The organism is Paenibacillus sp. YYML68 (assembly GCF_027923405.1).
GTDB lineage: Bacteria > Bacillota > Bacilli > Paenibacillales > NBRC-103111 > Paenibacillus_G.
The window spans coordinates 481,846-498,325 of the sequence record NZ_BQYI01000001.1; the positions used below are offsets into that span (position 1 = coordinate 481,846).

The 16,480-nt window shown below is 57.8% G+C and carries 11 protein-coding genes; 9 read left to right on the top strand and 2 right to left on the bottom strand.

The window, feature by feature from the left end; all coding sequences use genetic code 11:
• Positions 1-33: 33 nt before the first annotated feature.
• The 5 genes from PAE68_RS02120 (at position 34) to mobA (ending at position 5,913) form a co-directional block, all read left to right on the top strand.
• Positions 34-1,083, top strand: a complete 1,050-nt coding sequence (locus PAE68_RS02120) for a PAS domain-containing sensor histidine kinase (RefSeq protein WP_281890861.1) — start codon at positions 34-36, stop codon at positions 1,081-1,083.
• Between the two features lie 257 nt (positions 1,084-1,340).
• On the top strand, positions 1,341-1,886 hold the full coding sequence (locus PAE68_RS02125; RefSeq protein WP_281883605.1) for a hemerythrin domain-containing protein: 546 nt from the start codon (positions 1,341-1,343) through the stop codon (positions 1,884-1,886).
• A gap of 22 nt (positions 1,887-1,908) precedes the next feature.
• Positions 1,909-2,448, top strand: coding sequence for a ribosome hibernation-promoting factor, HPF/YfiA family (gene hpf / locus PAE68_RS02130; RefSeq protein WP_281883607.1), 540 nt, complete (start codon positions 1,909-1,911; stop codon positions 2,446-2,448).
• Positions 2,449-2,515: 67 nt separating this feature from the next.
• On the top strand, positions 2,516-5,122 hold the full coding sequence (gene adhE / locus PAE68_RS02135) for a bifunctional acetaldehyde-CoA/alcohol dehydrogenase (RefSeq protein ID WP_397379362.1): 2,607 nt from the start codon (positions 2,516-2,518) through the stop codon (positions 5,120-5,122).
• Positions 5,123-5,295: 173 nt separating this feature from the next.
• Positions 5,296-5,913 carry a molybdenum cofactor guanylyltransferase gene (gene mobA / locus PAE68_RS02140; RefSeq protein ID WP_281883612.1) on the top strand — a complete coding sequence of 206 codons (618 nt, stop codon included), beginning with the start codon at positions 5,296-5,298 and terminating at the stop codon, positions 5,911-5,913.
• A gap of 120 nt (positions 5,914-6,033) precedes the next feature.
• On the opposite strand, the gene thrC is transcribed toward mobA, so the two are convergent.
• A complete protein-coding gene (thrC, locus tag PAE68_RS02145) occupies positions 6,034-7,422 on the bottom strand; it encodes a threonine synthase (protein WP_281883614.1) in 1,389 nt (462 codons plus the stop codon).
• A 153-nt stretch (positions 7,423-7,575) separates the two neighbouring features.
• Between thrC and PAE68_RS02150 the strand changes: the two genes are divergently transcribed.
• Positions 7,576-9,585, top strand: coding sequence for a dihydroorotate dehydrogenase (locus PAE68_RS02150; RefSeq protein ID WP_281883617.1), 2,010 nt, complete (start codon positions 7,576-7,578; stop codon positions 9,583-9,585).
• A 94-nt stretch (positions 9,586-9,679) separates the two neighbouring features.
• On the top strand, positions 9,680-10,519 hold the full coding sequence (locus PAE68_RS02155) for a hypothetical protein (protein ID WP_281883619.1): 840 nt from the start codon (positions 9,680-9,682) through the stop codon (positions 10,517-10,519).
• A gap of 143 nt (positions 10,520-10,662) precedes the next feature.
• On the opposite strand, the gene PAE68_RS02160 is transcribed toward PAE68_RS02155, so the two are convergent.
• The gene (locus tag PAE68_RS02160) at positions 10,663-12,309 is read right to left on the bottom strand and encodes a stalk domain-containing protein (protein ID WP_281883621.1); all 1,647 of its coding nucleotides are present in this window, start codon (positions 12,307-12,309) and stop codon (positions 10,663-10,665) included.
• Between the two features lie 294 nt (positions 12,310-12,603).
• Between PAE68_RS02160 and PAE68_RS02165 the strand changes: the two genes are divergently transcribed.
• The gene (locus PAE68_RS02165) at positions 12,604-13,053 is read left to right on the top strand and encodes a MarR family winged helix-turn-helix transcriptional regulator (protein WP_281883623.1); all 450 of its coding nucleotides are present in this window, start codon (positions 12,604-12,606) and stop codon (positions 13,051-13,053) included.
• The gene (locus PAE68_RS02170) at positions 13,050-16,214 is read left to right on the top strand and encodes an MMPL family transporter (RefSeq protein WP_281883625.1); all 3,165 of its coding nucleotides are present in this window, start codon (positions 13,050-13,052) and stop codon (positions 16,212-16,214) included. The genes PAE68_RS02165 and PAE68_RS02170 overlap by 4 nt, the downstream gene beginning before the upstream one ends.
• The last annotated feature ends 266 nt before the right edge of the window (positions 16,215-16,480 follow it).

Genomic DNA, 16,480 nt, shown 5'->3' on the forward strand with positions numbered 1-16,480 from the left:
TCTGAGGTGATCGGGGGCTATGTTGCGGCATTGATGTCTGAGCTTGAGGAGCACATTCAGGATACGGATGTCCGTGAGGAGCTCAAGCACTCCTTAAGGCAGCTGTCGGACCTGAAGTTCGCGCTTGACGAATCTTCCATTGTCGCTATGACGGACAGCCAAGGTCGTATTCAATATGTAAACGATAAATTTTGCAAAATCTCCAAGTATGCAAGAGAAGAGCTGATGGGCAAGGATCACCGGGTCATCAACTCTGGCTATCACGGCAAACTGTTCATGAACCAGCTCTGGTCCACCATTTCCAGTGGTCGGGTGTGGCGAGGCGATATCAAGAACAGAGCTAAGGACGGTACGTATTACTGGGTGAACACGACGATTGTTCCGTTCTTGAATGAGGAGGGCAAGCCGTATCAATACTTGGCCATCCGCAATGAGGTCACTGAGCTGAAGCGGGTCGAAGAGGAGCTGCAGTTCATGATGAAGCAGGTCATGGACATTCAGGAGGAGGAACGCAAGCGATTTTCAAGGGAGCTTCATGATGGTATTGGTCAAAGTCTGTTCTCTCTACTCATACACATGGACCGGGTCATCAGCGAACGCGGGGTAACTGAGCTGGAGCCGCTGCGTGAGCAGGTGACGCACCTGATTGAGGATGTACGCGGGATGGCCTGGGAGCTTCGGCCTTCTGTGCTGGACGATCTGGGGGTCGTTCCGGCGATACGAACGTATATTGAGAATTTCACCGAGCATTATGGTATTAAGGTGCACTTCACCAGCAATATCCGCAAGCGGCTCGGCGCCCAGATCGAGACCACGATCTACCGAACGGTACAAGAAGCGCTGACCAACATTCGGAAGTACGCCGATGCGTCGGAAGCGACCGTTGAGCTGGAAGCCCGCGAAGACTCCATTACGGCACGCATAAAGGATGAGGGCCGCGGCTTTGACCCGACCCTGCGCCTTGCGGGCGGAGTCGGCTTGTTCAGTATGGAGGAGCGGGCTCGGATATGCGGAGGACAGCTGGAGATCGACTCAGCCCCGGGAAGGGGGACGGAGCTCCGGCTGCATATACCGTTTTCTTAGCCCACGAATCGTCTAGTATACAGTAAGCTGAGAAGCCTGCAGCACACCTTCGTCAAGGGTGCTGCAGGCTTATTCGTGCGCTGCACAAAGAGCTAAAAAGAACAGGTGTTCGGATACTGTGCATATGGCTGACTACGCACCCGGACGAGACAGCCACTTCTTGCGCTCGAGTGACTTCCCTCACATACAACAAGGTTGGAAGGGAGTATGATGAACGCATAACCAAGAGCTGAACGCGAGTTGGAGGGATTGGATAAATGAGCATCGAGTCGTCGCAATCGCTGGGAACGGGTCTGGGCGAAGACCATGTGACGGGGCTATTCGCAGCTGTTCAGCGGCTGCAGAACGAGCATGCCTACATCCTTGAGCTTCTGGAGGAGATGGAAGTGCAGGCGGTGCAGATCGGGAAGGCCTCTACCACTGCGCAGGACTGGTCGAGATTACAGCATTTGCGTCTGTGGACAATAGGGGTCATGCAGGAGCTAGAGGCCCATGCCAAGTGGGAGGATGGCGTGCTGCTTCCGTTTCTAGTGAGTTACTTTCACCTTCAGGAGAGTCCATCCTTGGCTCCGTCGCTGTGGATGATGGAGAAGGAGCATGAGCTTGCCGTCGAGTATGTCGAGTGCTTCATGCGGGAGTTCCACAAGCTGCGCCCAGCTTCGTCGCGGGAGCGGATGTGGAAGACCGCATCGCTCCTGCTTCAGGCCTGCTACATTCTCAAGAGTCATATTGAGAAGGAGGAGAAGCTTGTATTTCCGCTGGTGGAGCAGGTGCTGACAGACGTCGATTATTTATTTTTATAAACGGCTATAAGGAGTGGTTAATATGGGACTGAACATACATGGCAAACAAATCGAGGTTACAACGGCGCTGCACGAGTACACCGTGGAGAAGCTCGGTCGTATTCTGGAGCGGCTCCACGAAACGGCAGATGTTGAGGTCATGCTTTCGGTGCAAGGTCATAAGCACGTGCATGTCGTGGAGGTCACGATTCGTGACGAAGGTACCGTTCTTCGCGCGGAAGAGAAGCAGGACGACATGTATGCCTCGATAGACCTGGTTGCAGATAAGCTCGATCGCAAGCTGCGGAAGCTGCGCGAGAAGCGGAGAGATCGCGTTCGGCGCCATACTGAAGGTCGAGCGGCGGGCTGGGACACCGAAGCCGCCTTCGCTGAGGATGAGGAGCTTGAGGTAATCGTACGGCAGAAGCGCATTGTGCTGAAGCCGGTTGATGTGGAGGAAGCGATTCAGCAACTGAAGCTGCTCGACCATGACTTTCATCTGTTCTTGAACCGTGAGACAGGACAGACCGAGCTTATCTACAGACGGCATAACGGCACCTTGGGACATTTGACCACTGTATAGATGAGGAAGAACGCTCTGCTTGTGATGTATTCGGATGTTCCAAATATGGGAGGCGACAAAGATGACGATGAAGGAAAAAGAAGAAGCGAAAAAGCAACCGGCAGCCAATCAAGAGGTGGCGGCTCTCGTAGCCCAGGCGTTGAAGGCTCAGGAGGCGTTCATGGAGCTGAATCAGCAGCAGGTGGACGACGTGGTTCAGGCAATGGCGCTGGCCGGGCTGGAGCAGCATATGGTACTGGCGAGGATGGCGATCGAAGAGACGGGTCGAGGCGTCTACGAGGACAAAATTACGAAGAACCTGTTCGCATCCGAATATATTTATCACAGCATCAAGTATGATAAGACGGTTGGTGTCATCGAGGAGAATGTCTATGAGAATTATCGTAAGGTGGCAGAGCCGGTTGGCGTGATCGCGGGTGTGACGCCGGTCACCAATCCAACCTCCACAACGCTGTTCAAGGCTATGATCGCGATGAAAACGCGTAACCCGATTATCTTCGCCTTCCATCCGTCTGCGCAGCGCTGCAGCGTAGCGGCAGCTCGCACGGTGATGGAGGCTGCGGTCAAGGCAGGAGCTCCGCAGGGCTGCATCCAGTGGATTGACAATCCTTCGGTTGAAGCGACGGGGCTGCTCATGAATCATCCTGACGTTGCGCTCGTACTGGCGACAGGGGGCTCCTCTATGGTCAAGGCTGCTTACAGCACAGGCAAGCCGGCGCTTGGCGTAGGCCCAGGCAACGTGCCTTGCTTCATTGAGAAGAGTGCCAATTTGAAGCAGGCGGTCACCGATCTGATACTGTCCAAGACGTTCGACAACGGTATGATTTGCGCCTCCGAGCAAGCGGTCATCATTGAGGAGCCGGTGTACGCAGAGACAAAGAAGATTATGGAAGAGTATGGCTGCTACTTCTTGGATGCAGAGCAGATCGAGGCGGTGTCCCGCTTGGTTATCGATTCGGACAAATGTGCGGTGAACGCGATCATCGTTGGTCAACCTGCGGTCAACATCGCCGCCATGGCGAATATCGAGGTACCGGCAGATACGAAAATATTGGTCGCCGAGCTCTCGGGCGTCGGCAAGGACTATCCATTGTCCGCAGAGAAGCTCAGTCCTGTGCTGGCGTGCTACCGCGCGAAGAATGCAGCGCAAGGCATCGAGCGTGCAGCACAGGTGACTGCCTTCGGCGGAATGGGTCATTCCTCGGTCATCCACTCGCAGGATGACCATGTAATTGCAGCTTATGCATCGGCGCTGAAGACAGGCCGAGTGATCATCAACTCGCCTTCCACCCATGGTGCGATCGGGGACATATACAATACGAATCTTCCGTCCCTGACGCTCGGCTGCGGCTCGTATGGACATAATTCGACGACGTCCAATGTGACGGCGGTCAATCTGCTGAACATCAAGAGCGTTGCTTACCGCACCGTCAATATGCAGTGGTTCAAGATTCCACCGAAGGTGTACTTCGAGAAGGGCTCCACTCAGTATCTCGAGAAAATGCCGGATATCTCCCGGGTCCTAATTGTAACCGACCCGATGATGGTGAAGCTCGGCTATGTGGAACGTGTGGAATATTACCTGCGAAATCGGCAAGCGCCTGTCTATATTGAGGTCTTCTCCGACGTCGAGCCGGATCCTTCCGTCGATACGGTAGAGCGTGGCACGGATCTGATGGAACGGTTCCAGCCCGATTGTATTATCGCTCTTGGCGGCGGCTCTCCGATGGATGCAGCGAAGGCGATGTGGCTGTTCTATGAATACCCGAATACGAGCTTCAAATCGCTGAAGCAGAAGTTCATGGACATCCGTAAGCGGGTGTATAAATATCCACGACTCGGACGGAAGGCGAAGTTCGTTGCGATTCCGACGACGTCTGGCACCGGCTCGGAAGTCACGTCCTTCGCGGTCATTACCGACAAGCACGATGGCCATACGAAGTATCCGCTGGCAGACTACGAGCTCACTCCCGATGTAGCCATTATCGACCCGGATTATGTCTACACACTGCCAAAGGTGGCGGTTGCGGATACCGGTATGGACGTACTGACGCATGCGATTGAAGCGTATGTATCCGTGATGGCGAACGATTATACGGATGGTTTATCCATGAAGGCGATCCAGCTCGTCTTTGATAACTTGGAAAAGTCGTACGCTACCGGTGATCCGGTTGCCCGTGAAAAAATGCATAACGCCTCGACGATTGCCGGCATGGCGTTCGCGAATGCCTTCCTCGGCATTAATCACAGCCTGGCTCACAAGTGGGGCGGGGAGTTCCATACCGCCCACGGACGGACGAACGCGATTCTGATGCCTCACGTCATTAAGTATAATGCCAGCAAGCCGACGAAGTTCGCTTCGTTCCCGAAATATGATCACTTCATCGCTGACCAGCGCTACGCGGAAATTGGGCGCATGCTAGGCTTGCCAGCACGTACAACAGAGGAGGGGGTTGCATCTCTCATTATGGCTGTTCGCAAGCTGGGGCAGGCGGTAGGCATTCCAGCTTCCTTCGCCGAGCTCGGCATCGATCCGGTGTTGTTTGAAAGTCGGGTAGAAGAGCTGGCGGACCGTGCCTTTGAAGATCAGTGCACGACAGCTAACCCAAGAATGCCTCTTGTTACTGAGCTCGCAGAGGTGTACCGCAACGCATTCTACGGCAAGTTCGAGTAACACGTAATGACCCATTAACAATTCCTGTTGAATCCATTAGGGGCTGTCTTCGCTTAGCGTTCTGCTGCGGAGCAGCCCCTCATCCTTGAACTTGAAGTCGACTCGGCTTCTTGACTATAGCTAGGGGGGCAAAAATTGCCGAATTGCAAATGATATAGGAAGGAGCACCTGATATGTTGACGGGTATTATACTGGCAGGTGGGGATAGCGAACGAATGAATGGGACAAACAAAAGTCTGCTTACCTTAGATGATGAGATGCTGGTCCAGCGGCAAATTCGATTGATGAAGCAGATTTGCGAGGAAATTATTATAGTAACGAACGAGCCGCGTCCTTATTTACAGCGGTTGGACGGGACGATCCGAATTATCACCGATTATGTGACAGGCATAGGGCCACTGGGTGGAATGTTCTCCGGCTTATCGCTGGCGCAGAAGGACCATGCATGGGTAATCGGCTGCGACATGCCGTTTATTTCGGCCAAGGCAGCCAGGCTTATGCTGGCACACAAGCAGCAGCATGGCTATGAGGTTGTATTTCCTTGCATTCAGCAGGTGGTTCACCCGCTTCACGCGATTTATGATCGCTCCTGTGTAAAGGCGATTGAGCGGATGCTGCACCACCATGATTATGCGCTGACTAAGCTGCATCGATACTTGAATTGGGATGTACTTTTAGAACGAACGTTCGTTCATCACGATATTGAGAGCTCGTTTCTTTATGAGATCAAGACGCAAGAGGATTACTTAACAGCCGTTGAGCTACTCGAGCTGAGGTGTCCTGGCGCATGAGTGTGACACCTTCAATTAGCCTACGCCAAACAACCCTCAGGCTAAGTCTGAGGGTTGTTTGGCAGCGGCAGGTGCCGAAACTTTTAAGTAGAAGAAGGGCTTGGAGTCAGGAGTCTTTCTTTAAAAGAACGAAACAAGCTGCTCCTTAATCGCGTCGTTCGTACCCGCCACAACCTTCTGGAACTGCGGCTTGTCGAACAGCGCCTGAATCTGCTCCGGATACGTCTGGCTGATGCTGCGCAGACGGATCGCCTCGTCGAACTTGGCTGGATGTGCGGTAGACAGCGTCACCGTCACTTCCCCCTCGGCCGTCAGCTTGTCCGAAGCGGCGATACCGCATGCGGTATGCGGATCGAGCAAGTAGTCGTGCTGCTTGTAGTACTCGCTGATCGTATCGAGACATTCCTCGTTCTCGACGCTGTAGGCGGCGAAGTCAGCCTGCACCTGCTTCAGCACGTCACCTGTGACCGTGAGGCTGCCCTCGGACTTGAAGCGGGCCATCAGCGAGGCGACAGCGTCAGCGTCGCCGTTATTCAAGTAGTACAAGTAACGCTCGAAGTTGCTCGCCACCTGAATGTCCATCGACGGGCTGTGCGTGCCGCGGAACTCGCCTGGCTGGTATAAGCCTTCGTTCACGAAGCGTGCGAGGATGTTGTTCTCGTTCGTCGCCACGATCAGCTTATGAATCGGCAAGCCCATCTGCTTGGCCATGTAGCCTGCGAAGATGTCGCCGAAGTTGCCAGTCGGCACGCTGAAGCTGACAGCGCCTTGCTGCCCTTGCTCGGCCAGACGGAAGTACGCGTAGAAGTAATAGACGATCTGAGCGAGAATACGGGCGATGTTGATCGAATTGATCGCTCTCAGATGGTATTGATGCTTGAAGTCGACGTCTGCGAACAGCTCCTTAATAATGCGCTGGCAGTCGTCGAACGTGCCCTCGACCGACAGGTTCAGCACGTTCGCATCGTCGATTGTCGTCATCTGCAGCTCCTGCACCTTGCTCACCTTCTGATGCGGGTGCAGAATGCAAATCTTGATGCCTTCCTTGCCTCGTACGCCCTCAATCGCCGATGCCCCCGTATCGCCCGAGGTCGCCCCGAGGATGTGGATGATCGAGCTGGTGCGGCGGGAGATGTAGGAATACAGATTGCCGAGGAATTGCAGCGCCACGTCCTTGAACGCGAAGGTCGGGCCGTGGAACAGCTCCATCACGTACTGGCTGTCCTTCAGCTTGCGAACCGGCGTCACCGCTTCGTCGCGGAACGTGGCATAGCTGTCGTCGACGAGCTGCTTCAGCTCGTCGCGCGGAATTTCGTCCTCGATGTAGAGGGAGAAGATCTCCAGCGCGAGCTCCGGGTACGACAAGCTCTGCCACTTGGCCAGCTCCTCCTTCGTCAGCTGCGGCATGCGCTCGGGCACGAGCAGTCCGCCGTCGTCCGCCAGTCCCATAAGTACGGCGTCGATGAATCCGATCGGGGCGACTTGTCCCCTTGTACTGATGTATTTCATAACCAAGCTCCTTGTGTCTATAAATTATTCCTATTGTACCGTATCGCGGCCGTTTCCTCAAAAAAATTTTGCCTTAATTGCGTAGAAATTCGTACAGCGCATCTCTTCTTTGGTAACATTAGGGTACTAAGCTAGTGAAAGCGAGGGACCTCCATGCCCGATTGGTCGTATCAAACGGTGTTTCGTCCGCTACTGTTCAGGCTTCCGCCGCGAACGGCACGAACGCTCACGCTCGGAGCGATGGGAGCGCTCAGCCGTATGCCGGGCGGAGCCTTCGTCATTCGCACGCTCGGTCATATGGAGCCGTCTCCGCTGCTCGAGAGCCGCACACAAGGTGTACTGCTGCGCACCCCTGTCGGGCTGTGCGGCGGACTGGACCCCGAGGGGGCCGCGCAGCGTGCGCTGGCGCAGTTCGGCTTCGGCTTCCTCGAGGTCGGGCCGATTACGTATCAGCCTCACCGAAGCGGGGGGACGATCCAGCGAGAGGCTGCTACGGAGACGATTGTGTATGCAGCTTCGGGGGAGCCGATCGGACTGGATGATGCTTGCGAGCGCATCCGCGGCTGCAGGCATAAGGTGCCGATCATGGCGCGAATACGGCTAGAGCCTGAGCTGAGCCATGAGGAGACAGGCGCTCGGCTGGCACAGCTGCTAGCTCCGCTGAGGGCAGCCGGGTCGGCGGGCTTCTACCTCGACGTGCTTGATATGAGAGATGTGCGCGATGTGGAGGCATCGGATACAGCGGGCTCGGACAACGAGGCTGCGCTACGAGCGCTCCAGCGTCTGAGACGTGTCGAAGCGGTGCTGGCTGAGCTCGCGTCAGCTTGGGGCGAGGCGCCGTCGTTCTACCTGTATCTCGCTCCGGACTGGCCGCTGGCGCAGCTGGAGGCGCTGCTGCAGTCAGGTCTAGACCCGATCTGGGCAGGCGCTGTCATCGGTGATGGCATACGCGAGGGCGATCGTCTGCGGGTCGGGCCCGAGGCGAAGCAGCCTGCGCTGGCGCGTATACGGCTCATTCGGGAGCTGGGACGACCTGACCTGACGGTGAAGGCGGCTGCAGGTGTACATGAGCCTGCCGATGCGCTGGAGCTGCTCGCGGCGGGGGCGGACTACGTTCTGCTGCACAGCGGTCTCGTGTTCGCGGGACCGGGACTTGCGAAGCGGGTGAACGAAGCGATTATCTATGAGAAGGTGAAGGCGGAGCCGCCTCCGGAGCCGGTATCGTTCTGGAAGCATTGGGGCTGGATGTGTCTGCTCGGCATCGGCATGATGCTCGGAGGCGTGATCGCCTGGATGGTCGCGGCGACGTCGGTGCTGCTGCCTTACGACGAGGCGTTCCTCGGGATGAGTGGCAGTGAGCTAGATCGGATCAATGAGCACCTGCTGCACTTCATGTCGCATGACCGTATCACGCTGGCCGGGACGATGCTCTCGATCGGCATCCTGTATTACCAGCTCGGCAAGCACGGCCTCCAGTACGGCCTGCATTGGAGCAAGACGGCGCTGCTGCTGTCGGGTGGCGTCGGCTTCTCCAGCTTCTTCCTGTATCTCGGCTACGGCTACTTCGATCCGCTGCACGCCGTCATGGCTGCATTGCTGCTGCCGATGTTCCTGCTCGCCATGCGCGGCAATCCGGACCAGCCTTACCGGCTGCCCGTCAATATGAAGAACGATCGCGCATGGCGGCTTGCACAATGGGGCCAGCTCTGCTTCGTCGTGCTCGGCTTCTCGCTTGCGATCGGTGGCATTACGATAGCCGCTGTCGGCGTGACGTACGTGTTCGTACCAGAGGATCTAGCCTTCATGCAGACGACGGCTGCCGAGCTGGCAGCTGCCAACCCGCGTCTATTGCCGCTCATTGCCCATGACCGGGCCGGCTTCGGCGGCGCGCTGCTGTCTGATGCGCTGGCTCTGACGGTGCTGGCGCTATGGGGGCTGCAGCAGGGCGCCCGCTGGCAATGGTGGACGCTGCTGCTCGGCGGCGCACCTGCCTTCCTCGCCGGTCTCGGCGTCCATCTGGACATCGGCTATACCGACCTATGGCACTTGTCGCCTGCGATCTTCGCCTTCGGTCTGTATGTGGCTGGCCTTGTTCTGCTGTACCCGTATCTGATGCGACCGGGCACGATGACCGCAACTTCTCGCCGCGCTGTCTCGTCGTAGGTATACAGGGCGCAATAAATAGGCGCGACCTGGTTATGCTAGGAAGTGAGCCGTAAGGCCACATCGAGCAGTACGCAGGAAGGATGTGCGAAATATGCGGAATAAGCGCAGTATGATAGCAGTCATGATGGCGATGACCTTGCTTGCAGGGTGTACGTGGTGGGGGAACGAAGCAGAGCAGGGGAACGGTGCCGCGGGTGGCTCGCAGCAGGAGAAGCCGTCGCATGAAGCCGGGACTCCACCGGATGCGGCTAAGCCAGGCTCGTCTGGCGATCAGCCACCCAAGAACGGCGGCACTGGTGATGCGGGCGGCGCAAATAGCGGCAGCGATGGCCGCACAGGTGGCGCTGATCCGAAGCCTGCACCGGGCGGCAGCGCAGCTCCCGCAGACGGTGCGGACAAGCAGCCTGCTGTATGGACGCCGGAGCAGGCCAAGGCCATCATTGCCAAGCAGGCGGACGACGTCGTAGCTGCATGGAAGGCGAAGGATATGGCGAAGCTGCAGAGCTACGCCCACCCAGAGAAGGGGATTCGGTTCTCACCGGACACGCATGTGGACACCAAGGTCGATCAGGTCGTGAAGCCGGACGAGCTGAAGTCGCTCCTCGGCGACAAGAAGAAGCGTGTCTGGGGCGAGCATGACGGCTCGGGAGCGCCGATTGAGCTGACCTTCGCCGAATATTACGACCAATACGTCTATAAGCATGATTACGCGAAGGCAGAGAAGAAGGCATACAACGAGACGGTCGGCAAGGGCAATACGGTCAACAACATTCGCGAGGTGTATCCGAAGGCGGTTGTCGCAGAATACCACTTCAGCGGCTTCGATCCGAAGTTCGAGGGGATGGACTGGGCGAGCCTGCGCCTCGTATTCGAGACGCACGATAACGTCTGGAAGCTCGTAGCCATTGTGAATGACAGATGGAGTATTTAGACCTTTATAACATAACGCTGCATGTAAGGCTTGCTTCTTGATTGAAGCGGGCTTTTTTTCATCGAAAAAAACAAGCGGCAAAGCTACAGCGTAATCGTACGATCACGTCTTCGCTCGCCGCTCGTCAGGCAACATACGAACGATCAATATTCAATCCGAATGCTGTGCGACTCCTCGATATAGGTCACCTTGGCGCCGAGCACCTCGGACAAGAGGCGTACAGGAATCATCGTCTGCTCATCCACGAGCTGTGCGGACACGTCGCCTGCGATCTCCTTGCCTTGGATCGCGTAAGCGGGGCGCGTCGTGTAGAAGGCGACGGTGCGGTCCTTCTTCGTGTAGATCGCGGCCTTCTGCTCGTCGTTCCAAGTAACCTGTGCCCCGAGCGCCGTGGCAAGGTCGCGCACCCACAGGTACGAGGAGCCGTCGATGACGATCGGCTTCACCTGCAGCTCCAGCGGAGCGCCGTCCAGCGTATACCGCTGCTTATTCAGCGAGATCTCGGCCGTATGCGGCACGCTGCTGCGGTCGAGCAGCTTCAGGTACGCCTGCACGTCGGCGTGCAGCTTATGCTTGCCGACGCCGTCCCCCGGCTCGGTGCGGAACTGCCACTTGCGCTCGAATGCTTCCTTGCCGCCGCCGCGCTCCGAGGACAGCTTCACATAAGCGGTATAGGTAGTGTCCGGCTGGAGCGGCTCGAGCGGTGTCAGGATGACTTCACGGATAAGATGCTCATCGTTGTCCGGCGAGTTGCGCAGCAGCTTCACCTCTTGCCCCTGCTCGTCGGTGACCTTCGCCTCGAGCAGCGTAATCTTCTCATCCGGTCTTGAGCCGGTCAAGCGGGCGACGATCGGGTAGCCGACCGGATATTCCGCTTCCTTGTGCATGCGGATCGGGTCGGGGTCCTCGTGTCCGTCGAATTGGATCGGGACGTACTTGTCACCCGCAGCAGGCGTCACGAGCAGCTCGCGCTTCAGCTCCTCCTCGAAGCCGAATTCGAGCACGACGACCGGACCGACAGCGGCCACGCCGATATGCTTCGCCTGCGACAGCAGGAACGGGATGCGGTGATACGGCGCGTCGAACAGCTTGTCGATCGATTCGATCGGCGTCCCTGTATTGTAGGCGACGTCCTCCGCTACGGAGTCGAAGTAGCCGACATACTCGGCCCGATCGCCGGGCTTAGCACCGATGAAGCCGGGCAGCGAAGACTTCTGGTCGTGCAGCGATACCTCGGAAGGATCGATCTTATTCATGTAGATATAGTCCGCGTGCAGCTGCGCCGCCATCATCAGATGGGCATCCGCGCTCAGCGGCTGCAGGCCGTACAGCGTCCGGTAATCGTTGACCGCCCGGACCATCTTCAGCTGCGTCTCCGAATAGTCGGTCGTCGGCTCCTTCACCGCCGTAGCCGCAATCTTGAACGTCCATTGTTGCTCCGCCTGTTCGTAGCCGGAGAAGTTAATGGACGCCTTCACCTTATGCTCACCGACGGAGTAAGGCTCCTTCGGCACATACGTGACGCTCATCGTTTCGCGATCGAATTCACCTCGCACTTCCTTGCCGTCGATCGTAAGCGAGATGTAATTCAGGATCGAGAGCTCGGTGCCGAGGTCGCCAATTCGGAAGCCAATCGTCGGCTTCTGAATCCCAACCTCACCTTGCGGATAAGCATAGTAGCGGAAGGAAGACGACGAAGCATGAGCCGAGGGCAACATAGCGCCGCTGCCAAGTCCAGCGAGCAAGCACAGGGCGAGCACGAGCTTCATCGTAATGTGTAACAGTTTCATCGGGTAATAAGCCTCCTCAATCGTGAACGATCTGTTTCGGACACAAGCACACACCATGCATTCGCCTTCTACGGCGCGGATTCCTTCCTTTTTCCGTAAAAACGTCTAATCCTTATTAGAAATGCAGCGGCTACGTTCGTATGGGTGAAAATGGGAGCTTGACGTTCAGCCTAGCTGTATTATATAGTTCATCTGTAGAACAATTAGATTAACGAACTGTTCGATCATTGAATTAGATCATTCCATACAGATGGAGCGTGTATTCACATGGAGCCTATGAACCATTGTTGTAGCATGAAGCAAATTGTCGCCCGCTACGAGGCGGCTTCCTTCACCGTCAATCGTCGCATCAACGCGATGATCCGGGAGTGTATGCAGGAGGAGCTGACGCTGGACCAGTACTCGATTCTACGTTATATCGGCGATCGTTCGCAGTGTACGTCGTCGGAGCTGGCCGAGGCGTTCTGTGTCGGCAAAAGCTCGATTACGGCGATCATTACGCGCCTTGCGGCTAAGCGTCTCATCGTGCGGCTGCCCGATGAGAAGGACCGCCGCGTCACGTACTTGGCGCTGACCGAGGAAGGCAGAAGGCTCAGCGATGTGGTGGAGTCGAGCATTCAGCAGCTGCTGACGCGGCTGATGGAGCATTTTCAACCCGAAGAAGCAGAGGCATTCATTGGGACGTACGAGAAGCTGGCGAAGGTGCTGGTGATGGTGGATGAGAAGGGGGATACCGAGGAATGAGGATGATCTTGAAGCTGCGCTGGCTGGTGCTTGTACTATGGCTGGTAGCGCTCGTCGCACTGGTGGCGGCCGCACCGGATATGAAGCAGCTGGTGCGTGACAAGGGGCAAATTACGGTGCCCGACGGCTACTCGTCGACGATGGCAGCCGAGCTGTTGAAGGAGATGAAGCGAGGGAGCGGAGCAGCTGAGGCTGCGAATGCGGGCTCGAGTCGGACGTCCGTGCTCGTTCTTCATAACGAGAACGGGCTGAATGAAGCCGACGATCAGCAGATGAAGCGGGCGGTCGAGCTGCTGAAGCAGGGCAAGGAGCGCTACGGCATTACTTCGGTCACGACGCACCTCGACACCCCGGAGCTGAAGGAGCAGCTGGTGGCGAAGGATGGACGGACGGCGCTGATGCTTGTGGAGGCGGAGCTTGGCGGTCGTACCCCGGCTGAGCTGCGCGAGGGGCTGTACGAGGCGCTCTCCGATGTGCAGGTGGACCATTATTATACGGGCAACTGGCTCATTCAGGAGGATGTGATCGAGAGCTCGGAGGAGGGGCTGAAGAAGACGGAGTGGATTACGCTCGTGTTCATACTAGCGATTCTGCTCGTCGTGTTCCGCTCGCCGGTCGCGCCGTTCATTCCGCTGTTGACGGTCGGTATTACGTATATCGTATCGCAGTCGATTGTGGCGTTCTTGGTCGATACGGTGAGCTTCCCGCTGTCTAACTTTACGCAAATCTTCCTGGTGGCGGTGCTGTTCGGTATCGGTACGGACTATTGCATTCTGCTGATCAGCCGCTTCAAGGAGGAGCTGGTGCGCAGCGGCGGTGATCGAGTCGAAGCGATCGTCGCTTCGTACCGGACGGCGGGGCGGACGGTGTTCTATGCCGGTCTTGCGGTGATGGTTGGCTTCGCCTCGATCGGCTTCTCGACGTTCGTGCTGTACCGCTCGGCGGTCGCGGTAGCGGTAGGCGTGGCAGTACTGCTGCTGGCGCTCATGACGCTCGTGCCGTTCTTCATGATGGTGCTCGGTCCGAAGCTGTTCTGGCCGGTGAAGGGCTCGCTCGAGCATAAGCCGAGCAAGCTGTGGGATACGGTCGGGCGCTTCTCGCTGAAGCGGCCACTGACCGCGCTGCTGATCGTGGCGGCGGTGACGGTTCCGTTCTTGTCGGTGTATGAGGGGTCGACCTCGTTCAATTCGCTCGATGAGATCGGGGATAAATATCGTTCGGTGAAGGCGTTCAATGTGATCTCGGACAGCTTCGGCCCTGGTGACTCGCTGCCGTCGACGATCGTGATGCGCAAGTCGGACGGCTGGGCCGGCACGGCGGGGCTCGCCGCTGTCGAGCAGGTGTCCCGCGAGCTGGCGGCTGTGGACGGCGTGAAGCTGGTGCGCAGCGCGACCCGACCGACAGGCGAGCCGATCGGCGAGTTCGAGGTCGGGAAGCAGGCGGCCGCGCTGGAGGATGGACTCGGCGAAGGCAGCGACGGCTTGTCGAAGGTCGGCAGTGGTCTGTCCGAGGCGAGCAGCCAGCTGTCGGACAACGCGCCGAAGCTACAGGAGGCGGTGTCCGGCGCCGATGAGCTGGTCGCAGGCACGACCGAGCTGAAGCAGGGCGTCGACGAGCTGGCGAGCGGTCTGCTTCAGCTGCAGAAGGGGCTCGCGGACGGCTCGGCAGGAGCGGGTGAGCTAGAGGCGGGGCTTGCGGAGGCGCAGGCGAGCGCCGAGCAGCTAGCCGCAGGGAGCCGTCAGCTGCAGGCGAGCTATGAGCAGCTGGGCGGCGGGCTGGGACAGCTGACAGAGGCCTATGTCCAGGTAGCCGGGCAGTCCCAGTCGCTGGCGCAAGGGCTCGCCGATGCCGGTCTAGGCATGCAGGGGCTGGCGGTGAAATATCCGGACCTGCAGCAGGACCCGGATTACTTGAAGCTGCAGGCGGCGATGAAGCAGCTGCAGTCAGGTGCTGAGCAGCTAAGCGCAGGTCTTGGCGAGCTGAACGCGCAGCTGGCCGGCGTGGAGCAAGGGCTCAGCCAGGCGAACTCGGGTTACAAGCAGGCCGCAGAGGGTCAGGTGCAGCTGGCCGCAGGACTTGGTGCGCTCGCCCAAGGGATGAGCGAGCTGCAGAGCGGGATCGCCAAGGCCGCTGACGGCCAGGGCGCGATCGTGAAGAAGCTGCCGGAGCTGAGCGGCGGCTTGGAGCAGCTGTCGTCCGGTCAGAAGGAGCTGCAGCAGGGCTTCGTGCAGCTGAACGAGCAGCTCGGCGAGCTGACGAGCGGACTGCAGTCGAGCGTAGACGGTCTGAAGCAGCTGGAGGACGGCTTGAAGTCGGCGCAGGGCTACCTCGACGGCTTGTCCAGCCCGTCGAACGGACAGCTGTCAGGCTGGTATGCGCCAGAGGAGGCGCTGTCGGATGCTTCGTTCGTCCAGGCGCTCGATACGTACATGTCCGCCGACCGGACGCTGATGAAGCTGGATGTCGTCTTCAGCGGCAACCCGTATGATGCGGCGACGATGGCGAAGGTCGACGACCTGAAGGCTGCGGTCGAGCGTGCGGTGCGGACAGCCGGTCTTGCGAATGTGACCTTCGCCATTGATGGAGTGTCCAGCAGCAACCATGACCTAAAGACGATATCGGATGCAGACTATTCGCGCACAGCGGTGCTGATGCTTGTCGGCATCGGGCTCATCTTGATCGTGATGTTCCGCTCGATCGTCATTCCGATCTATATCACGCTGTCGCTAGTGCTGACATTCTTCACCTCGATGGCAATTACCGAGGTCATCTATGTCGATCTGCTTGGCTTCGCCGGTATTAGCTGGGCTGTGCCGTTCTTCGGCTTCGTGCTGCTGATGGCGCTCGGCGTCGATTACAGCATCTTCCTGATGGATCGGTTCAAGGAGTACCGCCATCTGCCGCCAAGAGAGGCGATTCTGGAGGCGATGCGGAGCATGGGAGCGGTCATCGTCTCGGCTGCGGTCATTCTCGGCGGCACATTCGCTGCGATGCTGCCGTCGGGAGTCATGTCGCTCCTGCAGATCGCGACGATCGTGCTGTGCGGACTGTTCCTGTACGCATTCATTATGCTGCCGCTGTTCGTGCCGGTGATGGTGCGTACGTTCGGCGAGGCGAACTGGTGGCCGTTCATGCGTAAGACGGAGCGGGATGTGGATTAAGACCTGTTCGGGATCGGGGCTTGAGCCGAAGCTGTAGCCTCGTTCTGCACCGCAGGATCGTTTCGCCTATTCAAGCTCTCGACCAACGAGCCGCTGTCCTGCGGCTGGGGTCGGGAGTTTTTTTTCACCCGGAAATTAGATGGTTGTCAGCACGGGAATATGCTCTCTGGGTTAATGCTCGGTCGTGCTGAGCGGCAACGTCTGGGTTGACCAATGGCGAATATAGATTTATACTTAATCTAAATTCAATTATGAACGCAGGAGAA